Source organism: Streptomyces sp. 378 (genome assembly GCF_030124145.1).
Classification (GTDB): Bacteria; Actinomycetota; Actinomycetes; order Streptomycetales; family Streptomycetaceae; genus Streptomyces.
In genome coordinates, this window is sequence record NZ_JASKMS010000038.1 from 37916 (window position 1) to 51376 (window position 13461).

Here is a 13461-nt window from a genome sequence, read left to right on the forward strand (position 1 = left end):
TCGATGAAACGGCGTTCGGAGGTCTCAGCCGAACAGGCCGCGCAGCCAGCCGAACAGGCCCGCCACCCACAGGCTCAGCGGCAGCAACGCCACCGCCAGGCCGGTGTGGGCCAGCTCCGCCGCCCGGCCCCAGTACGGCAGCACCCGGCGGCCGGGTACCACCCAGGCGGCCACCACCAGGGTGGCGGCGGCGGCCAGCAGGACCGCCGGGACCACCGTGCGTCCGTCGCTGCCGCTGTCGACCGCCCAGGCACGGGCCAGCAGCAGCAGACCCCACACCCCGGGCACCGCGAGGGCCAGCCGCTGGGCGATGTGCACCAGGCCGCGGCCGTGCAGGAGCAGCAGCAGACTCAACGCGAGGGCGGTCAACACCTCGGGCAGGTTCGGGTGCTCGGCGAGGACGACCAGGGCGGCCGCGGAGACCACCCCGGTGGCGGCGAACAGCGCGGTGACCCAGCGCCCGGCCAGCTCGGTGCGCTCGGCGACCTCACTGCCCGCGTAGGGCTCGATGCCCTCCTGGAGCTGGCCCGCGGACGACGGCAGCGCGGGCATCCGCATCCCGGCCAGCTTGAAGGCGAAGGGCGCCACCGCTCCGGCGCCGAGCGCGACCACCGTCGCCACCAGCGCCACCGTCGCCGGCACGTCCAGGCCGCTGTAGCCGATCAGGGCCCCCGATACCGCGGTGGCCACCGCGACCACGGCGGTGGCCACCAGCGCCGGGGCGCCGACCGCGGTGGCGGCCAGCGCGAGCACGGCCCCGCCCGCCCCGGCGGCGCCCGCCGCGAGCAGCCGCGCCCCGACGACCCGCGCGGCGTCCGGGCCGGTCAGGTCGCCGCCGGGCAGCACCCAGCCGGCCAGTGCCAGGCAGGGCGCGACGAGCAGGCCGAGCGCACGGGCCGAGAGCCGGTCGCCGACCGCGCGGCTGGCCGTGCCCGCGCCCGCCAGCAGCAGCAACCCCGTCACACCCGCGTAGGCGGGCCGCACCGACGGGCTCACCCCGGGCCAGAACACCAGCAGCAGGGCGGTCACCACGGTGGCCACCGCGGTACCCACCAGCAGGCCGCGCGCCGCCCCCGGGTGCCAGTTGTGCAGCCGACGGCCGGCGGTGTCGGCTATCCCGTCCACGAGGTCGTCGAGGCGTGCCTCGGGCAGCGCCTCGGTGTGCGGGCGCAGGTACAGCACGTCGCCGTCGGTGAGTCCGGAGCGTGCGAGCGTGGTCTCCTCGTCGAGCGGGGCGTCACCGAGGCGCTGGAGCACCCAGCCGGCGTGGTCGAGACCGGCCTCCTCGGCCTCCTCGCCGACATAGCGCAGGAGCGTGGGCAGCAGGTCGGCGACCGGCACGTCGGCGGGCACCGCCAGATCGACGGAGACGCTCGGCGCGCGTACGGTCAGGCGGCACAGTTCGGCCACCGCACTGTCGGTCATCAGCTGAACTCTCGTCTTCCATGGGGGGCTTGGCAGGCAGACGTCCCCCGGGAAAGGGGAACGGGTGAAGAGTACGTAAGCCATATGCGGCCAAGAACGGGGGGCCAGGGCACGGGAATTGGGCCCGCAGGTCCGGTAACCGCCCCTCTCGCGTGGACAGGTCGCGTTCGGTGAATGCAGACTACTGCCGACGCCCGCCGGATTGTGCTGCGGACCGGACCTGCGCCCGGTACGGAGCCGATCGGCACGGGAGTCGCCCGCCCCTCTCCCCGCCCGGAAACGCACCCCGATTGCGCCGTTCCCCGGGAACCGTACGAGTCCGTACGGTGTGGAACTTTCCCGCTACCGCCCGTAGCGGTATTCGGTGCGGGCCGGAAAGCCCAGCGAACCCGGAGGTTCTGTCCCTTGAGCGTGGTGCTGTTTCGCCGGCCTGCCCGCAGGCGCGGACCGGAGATGCCCGAAGGGCAATTGACCCTCCAGGAACCACCGGTGCTGTCCGAGACGGTTCCGGACACCTCGGCGATATGGACTTATTTGCCGATGGCGCTGATGTCGGTGTCGATGATGCTGATGTTCCTGCGCCCCGGCGGCGGCAACGGCGTCTTCATCTACCTGGCGATGGGCGTCATGGCGCTCTCCGCCGGTGCCATGCTGCTGGGCCAGCTGATGCGCCGCTCCAGCGAGCGCAAGCAACGCCTCAGAGGTGAACGCCGCGACTACCTCCGCTACCTGGCACAGATCCGCAAGCGGGTCCGGGCCACCATCGTGGAACAGCAGCGGGCGTTCGCCTGGCGACACCCGGAACCCGCCTCGCTGCGCTCCCTGGCCCGCACCTCCCGACTGTGGGAACGCCGCCCCACCGACGAGGACTTCGGCGAGGTGCGGCTCGCGGTCGGTGAGCAGCAGCTCGCGCTCACCCTGCAACCCGTCTCCACCCGCCCCGTGGAAGACCTCGAACCGCTCTGCGCACACGCCCTGCGCCGCTTCATCCGCGCCTACTCCACCATCCCGGAGCAGCCCCTCGGCCTCTACCTGCGCTCCTCGGCCCGGATCCTGCTGCGCCCCGAAGAAGCCTCCGGCGAGGCGTCGGCCGAGCCGGGCGCGACGGCCCACGCCGCCGGCACCCGGAGCGGCCACACCCCGGCCGGGGACGCGGGCGGCGAGGCCGTACGGTCCCTGGTACGGGCCGCGCTCGGCCAGCTCGCGGTCTTCCACGCCCCCGAGGAGCTGTGGCTCGCCGTCTGCGTCAGCGACGAACGCCGCCCCGACTGGGAGTGGGCCAAGTGGCTGCCGCACGCCCTGCACCCGCACGAGGAGGACGGCGCCGGCCAGGTCCGCCGCATCACCGCCGACCTCACCGAGCTGGACGACCTGCTCGGCGCCGAGTTCGCCGAACGGCCCGGCTTCGACCCGGACGCCCGCCCCGGCCGCGACGAGCCCTACACCGTCGTCGTCCTGGACGGCGTCACCGTCCCCGAGGGACACCGATGGGAGGGGCACGGCTACCGCAACGCGGTGGTCCTCGACGTCTCCGGCGCGCTGCGCTGGCGGCCCGGCCGCAACACGCTGCGGATGACCGTCGGACCGGACCGCGTGAACCTGGTGCGCACCGACCGCAGCCGCAAGGAACGGTCGGTGCCGCTCGGCCGCCCCGACCGGCTCGGCCCGCTCGGCGCTCAGTCACTGGCCCGGCTGCTCACCGCACGCCGCATCAGCCTCGGCACCGACATCGCGCAGCCCCTGGACACCGACGTCGAACTGACCACCCTGCTCGGCATCAGCGACCTGCACCGGCACGACCCGCAGACCCTCTTCGCCCGGCACACCGGCTCCGCCCGGCTCCGGGTGCCCGTCGCGGTCGGCGTGGACGGCCGCCCGGTGGAGCTCGACATCAAGGAGTCCGCGCAGGGCGGCATGGGCCCGCACGGCATGCTCATCGGCGCCACCGGCTCCGGCAAGAGCGAGCTGCTGCGCACCCTCGTCCTCGGCCTGGCCCTGACCAACTCCTCCGAGACGCTCAACTTCGTCCTCGTCGACTTCAAGGGCGGCGCGACCTTCCTCGGCCTGGAGGAACTCCCGCACACCTCCGCCGTCATCACCAACCTCGCCGACGAAGTCGCCCTCGTCGAACGCATGCAGGACGCCCTGCACGGTGAACTCATGCGCCGCCAGGAGCTCCTGCGCTCCGCCGGCAACTACACCTCCGCCCTTGAGTACGAACGCGCCCGCGCCGCCGGAACCGACCTGACCCCGCTGCCCAGCCTGTTCGTCGTGGTCGACGAGTTCAGCGAACTGCTCTCCGCACACCGTGAGTTCATGGACCTGTTCGTCATGATCGGCCGCCTCGGCCGCTCCCTCGGAGTGCACCTGCTGCTCGCCTCGCAGCGCCTGGACGAAGGCCGCATGCACCAGCTGGAGAGCCACCTGTCGTACCGCATCGGCCTGCGTACCTTCTCCGCCATGGAGAGCCGCGGCGTGCTCGGGGTCCCGGACGCCTACCAGCTTCCCGCCCAGCCCGGCAGCGGCTACCTGAAGTCCGGCGTCGAGGCACTGACCCGTTTCCGCGCCGCCTACTCCTCCGGCACCTACCGCCGACGCACCGGAGCGGTGGTGCAGGCCCGGGTGGCCAGCCAGGTCGTGCCCTGGACCAGCGGCTGGGTCGTGCCCCGCACCCTTGAGCCGGCACCCGAACCCGAGCCGGAGACCAAGGAGACCGGCGACGAGGAGACCCTCCTCGACGTGGCCCTGGACCGGCTGCGCGACTCCGGCCCCGCCGCCCACCAGGTGTGGCTGCCGCCGCTGGACTGGCCCTCCCCGCTGGACGCCCTGCTGCCCGGCATCGCCCCCGACCCCGAGCGCGGCCTCACCGCCACCGGCTGGCCCGGCACCGGCAGGCTGCGCGTCCCCGTCGGCCTGGTCGACAAGCCCTTCGAGCAGCGCCGCGACCCGCTGATCGTGGACCTGTCCGGGGCCGGCGGCCACGTCGCCGTCGCCGGCGGCTCGCAGAGCGGCAAGTCCACCCTCGCCCGCACCCTGATCAGCGCCCTCGCCCTCACCCACACCCCGGCCGAGATCCAGTTCTACTGCCTCGACTTCGGCGGCGGCGGCCTCTCCCAGCTCGCCGGTCTGCCGCACGTCGGCGGTGTCGCGGCGCGGCTCAACCCGGAGCGGGTGCACCGGGCCGTCGCCGAGGTGATGACGCTGCTCGCCCGCCGCGAGCAGTTCTTCGTCGACCACACCCTCGACTCGATGCAGTCCTACCGGCGCCGCCGGGCCGCCGGGGAGTTCCCCGACGAGCCCTTCGGCGACGTCTTCATGGTGGTCGACGGCTGGTCCACGGTCCGTCAGGACTACGACGACCTGATCCCCAAGTTCAACGAACTCGCCGCCCGCGGCCTCAACTACGGCATCCACCTGCTCATCACCACCACCCGCTGGGTGGAGCTGTCCGCCCAGGTCCGCGACCAGGCCGCCACCCGCCTCGAACTGCGGATGGGCGACCCGATGGACTCCGAGGTCGACACCCGCAAGGCCCGCTCGGTGCCGCGCAGCGGCGGTCGCGGCATCACCGCGGACACCAAGATGCACTTCCTGGCCGGCCTGCCCCGCCTCGACGGCAGCGGCTCCCTCGACGACCTCGGCGACGGCGTCTCCCACCTCGTCGCCGAGGTCTCGCGGCACTGGTCCGGCGCGTCCGCCCCGCAGATCCGGATGCTGCCCCACCGGCTGCCGCTGGCGGAACTGCCCGCGCCCGAGGCCACCGAGGGCGGCGGCATGCGCCTGCCGCTCGGCATCGACCAGGACGCCCTGGAGCCGGTCTGGCACGACTTCAGCCGCACCCCGCACCTGATCGTGGTCGGTGACACCGAGAGCGGAAAGACCAACCTGCTGCGCCGCGTCACCGAGGGCATCACCGCCCGCTACGCCCCCAACGAGGCGAAGATCATCGTGGTGGACTACCGGCGCACCCTGGTGGACACCGTCCCCGAGGAGTACCGCATCGGGCACGTGATCTCCCTGGACAACCTCAAGGAGACCGTCGAGGGCGCCGCCCGCGCCATGAAGACCCGCATCCCCGGCGCCGACATCGCCCCGGCGCGGATGCGCCAGTGCGACTGGTGGACCGGCCCGCGCCTGTTCATCCTCGTCGACGACTACGACATGGTCTCCGGCAACTCCTTCCAGAGTCCCTTCGAGCCGCTCTTCGAACACCTCACCCTCGGCTTCGAGATGGGCCTGCACCTGGTCGTCGCCCGCAGCGCCATGGGAGCCGGCCGCGGTCTGAGCGATGGCCTGCTGCGCCGCCTGGACGAGGCCAACAACCCGGCCGTCCTGCTGTCCTGCCCGCCCACCGAGGGCCGGCTGTTCGGCAACGCCAAGCCGCGCAACCTCCCCCCGGGCCGGGCCCTGCACATCGCCCGCCGCCGCGAACGGCTGATGCAGACGGCGCTGGTGGAGGGGACCGAGGGGCAGCAGGCCTGAGACGGCCCCGCACATCGGGATCACACACGGACAGCGGGGGCCACCACAGGTGGCCCCCGCTCGGGGGTTTCAGCGCCCTCGTGACCGGCTCACCGACGGCCCGCCTCCCCCGGACCCGCCGCCCGCCAGCCGCGCGCCCGGGCACGCGGGAGGGCGAACACCGCCCACAGGACGCCGAGCACGGCGGCGCCGCCCAGGAGGACGAAGAGCGCGGCACGGTCGGAGGCGCGATCGGCGGCGGAGGTGTCGCGCAGGGCCACGGGACGCGCGCCGCTGTCGCCGCGTGAAGACCGCGGGGAGTCGCCGAGGACAGCCGTGACGGCGGCGTACGGATCCAGTTGGGGGAGGTCGGCGGGGTAGGCGGTGGCGGTCAGACGGCGGGTGACGGCGGCGGGGGAGGCGTCGGGGTGCGTGGCGCGCACGACCGCCGCGGTGCCGGCGGCGTAGGCGGTGGCCACCGAGGCGCCGCCGCCGAGATAGTGACCGTCGCCGCGCGGACCGCCCGAGACCACACCGGCACCGGGGGCGGCCAGGTCGATGCCCCCGGTGCGCAGCGCGCCCTCGGGGCGGGCCCCGTCGGGCAGCATGTCGGCGACCGACAGGACACCGGGTTCACCGGCCGGCCAGTAGGTGCGGGCCGGGATGTCGTCGCCCGTGCCCCGGGACGGCGGGTCCGGCGTGGCGGCCGCGAGCACCACCGCGCCCGTGCGGCGGGCGTCGGCCACCGCGCGGGTCAGCTCGGCGTCGCGGCGGGGCAGGGCCACCGCGACCGCGATCACCCCGGCATCGGCCCGGGTCGCCTCGCGCACCGCGGCCGCGACCAGGCCCGCGTCCGCCCGACCGCGTTCGTCGGTCCCCCGCAGGGCCAGGACCTTCGCAGCCGGGGCGACGCCGGCCAGGCCCGGTGCGTCCCCGCCGGTTCCGGCGATCAGCCCGGCCAGGAAGGTGCCGTGCCCCACGCAGTCGGCACCGGCCGCGCCCCGGGCGGTGACGCGGCCGTCGAGTCCGGCGGCGTCGGCGACCACCCCGGTGTCGATCAGGGCGACCGTCACGCCCGCGCCGGTGCCGTGCCGGCGCAGCCGGTCCAGGTCCAGTCGTTGCCGCGACCAGTCCTGCTTCTTCGCCCGCTCGCCGGAGGCGGGGGTGCAGGCCGCCTGCTCGGCGTCCGGGTCGAGCTGGGAGGGCATCCCGGGCAGTCGCTGGCCCTTCCCGTCGGCCGCGGGCAGGAAGGACGGCGGTACGGCGTGCGCCGGGCCGGCCAGGGGCAGCAGCAGGGCGGCGGTGAGACCGGCTCCGGACAGCAGACGGGCGGTCCCGCGCACGGGCGACTTCATCGGGGTGCCGCCTTCGAAGCCGCCGCCGTGACGTCCTCGGGCAGGAGGATGCGCAGGTCGTCCAGAGTGGGCGCGGCCAGCGAGCTGAGCCGTCCGGCCTGCCGGGTGACCATCGACTCGACCACCTGGCGGGCCAGCCGGGCGTTGCCGAAGGAGCGGTCCCGGGGCAGCGTGTCGAAGTACTCCTTGAGCAGCGGCCCGGTGCCCGGACCGCACTCGTAGCCCATGCTCGCGGCCTGGGTGCGCACGATGGTGACCAGTTCCTCGGAGGAGTAGTCGGCGAAGGCGATCCGGCGCGGGAAGCGCGAGGACAGGCCGGGGTTGGAGGCGAGGAAGCGTTCCATCTCGTCGGTGTAGCCGGCGACGATGACGACCACCTCGTCGCGGTGGTCCTCCATCAGCTTCAGCAGGGTGTCCACCGCTTCCTGGCCGAAGTCGGCCCCGCCCTCGCGCGGGGTGAGGGTGTAGGCCTCGTCGATGAACAGCACGCCGCCCCTGGCCCGTTCGAAGACCTCACGGGTCAGTTGTGCGGTGTGCCCGATGTAGCGGCCCACCAGGTCGGCGCGGGCCGCCTCGACCAGCTGGCCCCGTTCCAGGATGCCGAGCTGCGACAGGATCTCCCCGTAGAGCCGGGCGACGGTGGTCTTGCCGGTGCCGGGCGGGCCGGTGAACACCAGATGGTGGCTGAGCGAGGGAACCGGCAGTCCGGCGGCCGCGCGATGGCGGGCCGTCGTGATCAGGTTGACGAGGTCCGCGACGTCGCGCTTCACCTCGGCCAGACCCACCATGTCGCCGAGACGCGTCAGCGGGTCGTCCTCGGCAGCGGTGGTCTCGCCGGCCTTCGCGCCGGCGGTGGCGGAGACGTCCTCCGGCAGCAGCAGCCGCAGGTCGTGCTCGCCGACCTGCGGCAGGGAGGCGAGCCGGACCGCCTGGCGGTCCACCATCTCCTCGAACACCCCGCGCGCGGCACGGCCGTTGCCGAAACCGGCGTCCCGGGGCATCGCCTCGAAGTGCGCGGCCAGCGCCTCCGCGGTGCCCTCACCCAGCTCGTACTGGTGCTGGGCGCACATGTTCTCCATGATCGCGACCAGTTCGGGCACCGAGTAGTTCTCGAACTGCACCGTGCGGGAGAACCGCGAGGCCAGACCCGGGTTGGAGCTCAGGAAGGACTCCATCTCGCGGGAATAACCGGCGGCGACCACCACCACGTCGTCGCGGTGGTCCTCCATCAGCTTCAGCAGGGTGTCCACGGCCTCGCGGCCGAAGTCGGCGCCGCCGTTGCCGCTGTCCGAGGTCAGCGTGTACGCCTCGTCGATGAACAGCACGCCGCCGAGGGCCCGTTGGAAGGTCTCGGTGGTCTTGATGGCGGTCCCGCCGACGACCTGGGCGACCAGGTCCGCGCGGGAGACCTCCACCAGGTGCCCGCTGCGCAGCGACCCCAGCTCGGCCAGGATCGACCCGTACAGGCGCGCCACGGTGGTCTTGCCGGTGCCGGGCGGCCCGGCGAATACGAGGTGGCGGCTCATCGGCGGAGCCGCCATGCCGAGCTGCTCACGCCGCTGGGCGAGCTGCGTCAGGTTCACCAGGGTGCGCACCTGCTGCTTGACGTTCTCCAGGCCGATCAGCGCGTTGAGGGCGCCCAGCGGGCCGTCGGCACGGTCGGTCGGGGGAGCGTCCGCCGCGCCGGATCCGGCCGGGTCGGTGTTCTCCGCGCTGCCGGTGCCCCAGGCGTCCCGCTTGCCGTTGCCGGTGCTGGTCAGGCCCTCCACGGCGAGCCGTTCCCCGGGGGCGGTCTGCACCAGGCCGCCGCCCTCGTTCTCCCGGGCCAGGCAGTTGACCAGCGAGACGGGCGCGGTGGACTCCACCCGGAACCCGTCCTGGGCGCCGCCGGTGACCTCGCAGCCGCTGAGCGAGGCCAGCGCGCCCTCGCGGAGCAGGAAGCCGTGCCCCTGGGGGGCGTGCACCGCCGTGCGGTTGGCGGTCAGCTCACCGCCGGCGGCGACCACCACCCCTTCCTCGCCGGACATCTCGATGCGGAAGTCGCGGACGGTGACGTTCCCGCCGTCCTCGACGACCAGGCCACTGGTGGCGGTGTCGGACACCCCGCCACCGGCCAGGTAGAGGGTGCTGCCGGAGGCCACCCGCACCCCGGCGCCCTTCGGCCGGACGACCTCGCAGTCCTCGGCGCGCCCGCGGGCGTCCTTGGTGGCCGTAAGGCCGTCCCCGGAGGGCTCCACCAGCCGGGCCCGGCGCAGCAGCGGGTCGGCACCGCCGCGCACCAGGACCGCCGGCGCGCCGCCGATCACTTCGAGACGGTCCAGTTCCGGCGCCGAGTCCTCCTCCAGGAGCAGCCCGGTCTGGTCGCAGTCGCGGACCGTGAAGCCGGTGAGCGCCGGGGAGGCGGCCCCGGCGACTCTCAGGGCCGCACCCTGCGCGCCGTCCACCCAGCAGTCCTCGAAGGTGCCCCGGGCCCGGTCGGTGACCAGCACGGCGTGCCCGCGGGTGCGGGAGACGCGGCAGCGGCGCAGCACCGGGTCGGTGCCGGCGGCCAGCGTGATCCCGTTCCCGGAGGCCCCGGTGACGCGCACGTCCTCCAGCGTCGTACGGCCCGCGCTGCTCAGGTGCAGCCCGGTACTGGTGTCGTGCACCACGGTGCGGATCACCGACAGGGAACTGTTCTGCTCCAGCGCCAGGGAGGGCTTGTCGGTGGAGGACAGGTCACAGTCCTCGACGGTGCCGCGGGACTCGCCGTTGGCCAGCAGGCCGTTGCCGCGGGCGTCGCGTACGGTGCAGCCGCGGATGCGTGCCTCACCCTGCTCGGCGAGAACCACCCCGCTGGTGCCCAGGTGCTCGAAGGTGCAGGACTCCAGAGTGGTGGGCGTGGTCGAGGTGACGACGACTCCCGCCCCCTGCGCGTTGCTCACCCGGCACTCCCGCAGCGCGAGCGAGCCGGTGCCCCCGGCCAGCATCGCGGTCCAGGCGGCGCCGACGACCTCGCAGCCGTCCAGCGCGGCCTGCCCGCGCCGCACGTCCACGGCCGGCTGCTCGGCGTCACCGCCGCGCAGGGTCAGTTCGGAGAGCATCACGGCGTCGGCACGCAGCGCGAGCACGGTGCCCGAACGCGGCCTGATCTCCACGGTGCCCCGCCCCTCGGCGGCGGCGAGGGTGACCCGGGTGTGGATCACCAGATTCTCCGCGTACGTCCCCGGCCGGACGCTGATGAGCGCGCCGGTGCGGGCAGCCGAGAGTGCCTCACCGATCGTCCGGTAGCGGTCCCGGTCTCCCGGACCGACCGTCAGTACCTGGCGCGACACGCACCAACCTCCTTGCTACGGCGTCGTCTTCAGCGTCCGCCCCGCTCGACCGGGGGCGCGTGTCGGCGAGCCGACGGTGCCCTCATGTCTCGCCCCTGGGCGGGCGGGTGCCGGGAGCGGTGCTCCCGGCCCGGAAGCGTCCGGTCAGACGCTCCACTTCTGGTTGTCGGTGCCGGCGCAGGTCCACAGCTGCAGTCCGGCCCCGTTGCCCCGGTTGTTGTCCCTGATGTCGACACACTTGCCGACCACGGTGTTGACCAGGTCGTGGCTGCCGTTCAGCGTGAACTTCTGGGCGGCGTTGCCGCTGCACCAGGCGATCTGGATCGGCGTGCCGTCGTTGTAGTTCGCGCCTGCCACGTCCAGACACTTGCCCCCGATGCGCACGGTGCCGTCCGAGGCGAACTGCCACTTCTGCGCGGGGCTGTTGTTGCAGTCCCAGACCCACAACCGCTTGCCGTCGCTGAAGTCGCCGTCCGGAACGTCGACGCAGCGGCCCGAGAGATGGCTGTGGAAGGACACGGGGGAGCTGAGCGTCACTCCCGAACCGGCATGGGCGGGGCGGTCGTTACCGCCGGCCGACTTGCCGCCGCCGGTCCCCGCGTCCTGCCGGTCCGGCGCGGGCGCCTTCGTCCGGTCCTCGGTGTCGGCGTCCTTCTTCGGTGCGTCCGCGCTCCTGCCCCGGTCCGGGGCCGGCCCAGGGGAGTGCCGTACCGGCTTCTCGGGCTCGGCAGTGGCCTTGGCCGTCTTGTCGGAGGGGCTGGGGCTGCTGTCGGGTGAGGCCACCACGAACTCGCCCGGCGCCTCCTGGCCGTCCTCACCGAGCACGGTTCCGGCGCCCACCGACTTCTTGCTGCCGTCGCCGTCTCCGTTCCCGCCCAGCACCAGGAACGGCACCGACACCAGCAGCGCGCCCGCGACGGCCGCACCGGCCAGCACCGCCTTGCCGGGCCGCCCGACCGGACCGGCCTGCTGCCGGGGCCGGTCGATGGCCGTCTCGGTCATGGTCCGTACGAGCGCGGGCAGTCGGCTCTTGGCCGCCGTGGCGGCACCGGGGTCGGCCTCCCCCTCGGACCGGGCAGCGGTGACCGCCCCGGCCTCGGGACCGGTTTCGCCGGTGGGCTGGGTGGGCTCGGCCTGCGCGGCCTTCCTGGCCTCGGTCGTCTCTTCACCGGTCCCGGAGGAGCCGGATTCGGCCCTGGAGTCGGTCCCGGTCCGGGAGCCGGTCCCGGAGTCGGCACCTGTCTTCGTCTGGTTCTCCGTCTGGGGCTCCGGCTGAGCTTCCGCCTCCGCTTCGGTCTTCGACTCGGCGGGTTCGCCGTCGGGCCCGGGGGAGACGGCGGCGAGAGCGGTCGCGGCGGTGGGCGTCGTCTCGCCCTCGGCACCGGATTCCCTGCGCGCCCCCGGGGAGGTGGGGGGTTGCTGGGCGGATCGCGTCACGGGGTTCTCCCTGTGGTGTGGGGCCAGGGTTCGAATAAGTCGTCGTTCCGGGCCGCGACAGGGTCCCCGGTCTCGGCAGTGGTCCGGTCCACGGTCTCGGGGCCGGGGAGGCTGTCTGCCGGGACGAGCAGGGGAGCCGCTGCTGCCGCGTTGACCATCAGCAGGGTGCCGGGGCCGCTCAGCGAACGGACCAACTCCCGCACGGGAATGGTGTCGTGGTGAAGTGCCGGGGACATGAACTCGTGGGCCGCCGAGGTGAACAACAGCACCACAGGCGCCCCGCCGCGTCCGGCGGCGGTGAGCGGACCGCCGTCCGGCCCGCGCACCACGGTGACCTCAGCCTCGGCGAGCGCCGCCAGCGCCGCATCCGTCGAGGCGTAACCGGTGGCGGCGCGTTGCGCCGCGGCGTCCACAGGGTCGGTGGGTTCGGGCCAGCCGAGCATCCGGGCCGAAGGGCGGTAGGCCGGGTTGGCGCGGAACTCCGTGACCTCACCGCCGTCGTCCGACTGCCATTCCCCCAGCACCGCCCAGTCCGGCGGTGTCCGATCCCCGGCCCACTCCGGGTCCACCACGCCGATCCAGTGGCCCGGCGCCTGCCGAGCCGCCGTCCGTACGGCGTCGGGTATCTCGGGGATGCCGACGTCCTCGGTGGTGCCGGGGTCGGATGTCTCGGGGGCGGAGGCCGGTCCGGAGGAGTCAGATGACACGGGCAGGGCGCCTTGCCTGGCCTCTTGCCGATCTCCGGGCCACATCTCCACCTGAACTCTTGATTGCCTACGCCTACTTGGGGTGCCGAACGGCATGTGCACACGCCGACACTGATCAGTCGGGGGCCAACAGGATGCCACACGAACTTGGTTCACGGGCGCCCGGGTTGGCTCCGTTTGGGGCCGCTGGCGTGCCCGTTTGCCGCCCGGGTGGAGAACGTTCCGGGAGCAGCGAGGCGTCGACGGACAAAGCGACGGGGGCGGTTGGGGTGGCGACGCGATCGTCGGCCGCGACAGGGGCTAAGTTGGCCCAGTCGTCGGAAGCAGGACGTACAGTGCCTTCCGGCCGGACGTCCAGGCTTGGCCTTACGGCGGACCCGGGCGAAACGGGAAGGCGTCGGACCGGCTTCCGAGCGCCACCCGGCCGGGTCCCGCGGAACGTGACGACCCGGCCGGAGCCGAAGGCTCACCTTGGCGCACCACCCGCCGAAAGCCCGCCGGGTGCCGCCGTGTTCGTCCGGCCGGACTGCCGCGCGGGGCCCCTGCTCACCACCGAGAGCTCCGCCACCGAGGAGGAGTAACCGCATGTCCCCCCAGCACCACACCCCTGGCGCGAAAGCGGAGAGGGCCGCCGACCCCGACGCGGAGGAGGCCGGAGCCTCTCCCGGCCCCTCGGCACCGACCGCCCGGGAACCCGGCGCGGAGTCGGCTGCCGTCGCGGCGGGGAAGCCCACCGCCTCCGAGGCACAGCCCGGCAGCGCC

6 protein-coding genes are annotated in these 13461 nt (G+C 73.9%); 1 reads left to right on the plus strand and 5 read right to left on the minus strand.

Annotation, left to right across the window (positions count from 1 at the left end; genetic code table 11):
* Window positions 1-24: 24 nt before the first annotated feature.
* Window positions 25-1425, minus strand: a complete 1401-nt coding sequence (eccD, locus tag QNO09_RS34855) for a type VII secretion integral membrane protein EccD (RefSeq protein WP_283974236.1) — start codon at window positions 1423-1425, stop codon at window positions 25-27.
* Between the two features lie 453 nt (window positions 1426-1878).
* On the opposite strand from eccD, the gene eccCa reads away from it, so the two are divergent.
* Window positions 1879-5907, plus strand: a complete 4029-nt coding sequence (gene eccCa / locus QNO09_RS34860; protein WP_283974237.1) for a type VII secretion protein EccCa — start codon at window positions 1879-1881, stop codon at window positions 5905-5907.
* Window positions 5908-5996: 89 nt separating this feature from the next.
* On the opposite strand, the gene QNO09_RS34865 is transcribed toward eccCa, so the two are convergent.
* From QNO09_RS34865 to QNO09_RS34880, 4 genes are all read right to left on the minus strand, one after another.
* Window positions 5997-7241 carry a S8 family serine peptidase gene (locus tag QNO09_RS34865; RefSeq protein WP_283974238.1) on the minus strand — a complete coding sequence of 415 codons (1245 nt, stop codon included), beginning with the start codon at window positions 7239-7241 and terminating at the stop codon, window positions 5997-5999.
* On the minus strand, window positions 7238-10555 hold the full coding sequence (locus QNO09_RS34870; protein WP_283974239.1) for a right-handed parallel beta-helix repeat-containing protein: 3318 nt from the start codon (window positions 10553-10555) through the stop codon (window positions 7238-7240). Before QNO09_RS34870 ends, QNO09_RS34865 begins: the two co-directional genes overlap by 4 nt.
* A 144-nt stretch (window positions 10556-10699) precedes the next feature.
* Window positions 10700-11992, minus strand: a complete 1293-nt coding sequence (locus QNO09_RS34875) for a ricin-type beta-trefoil lectin domain protein (protein WP_283974240.1) — start codon at window positions 11990-11992, stop codon at window positions 10700-10702.
* Window positions 11989-12744 (minus strand): type VII secretion system-associated protein, encoded by a 756-nt coding sequence (locus QNO09_RS34880; RefSeq protein WP_283974257.1) that lies wholly within the window; start codon window positions 12742-12744, stop codon window positions 11989-11991. Before QNO09_RS34880 ends, QNO09_RS34875 begins: the two co-directional genes overlap by 4 nt.
* Window positions 12745-13461: the final 717 nt, after the last annotated feature.

What these genes read in the sequence shown, in the direction of transcription:
- eccD (WP_283974236.1), bottom strand. Translation starts at nt 1,425, where the DNA reads ATGACCGACAGTGCGGTGGCCGAACTGTGCCGCCTGACCGTACGCGCG.
- eccCa (WP_283974237.1), top strand. Translation starts at nt 1,879, where the DNA reads ATGCCCGAAGGGCAATTGACCCTCCAGGAACCACCGGTGCTGTCCGAG.
- QNO09_RS34865 (WP_283974238.1), bottom strand. Translation starts at nt 7,241, where the DNA reads ATGAAGTCGCCCGTGCGCGGGACCGCCCGTCTGCTGTCCGGAGCCGGT.
- QNO09_RS34880 (WP_283974257.1), bottom strand. Translation starts at nt 12,744, where the DNA reads ATGTGGCCCGGAGATCGGCAAGAGGCCAGGCAAGGCGCCCTGCCCGTG.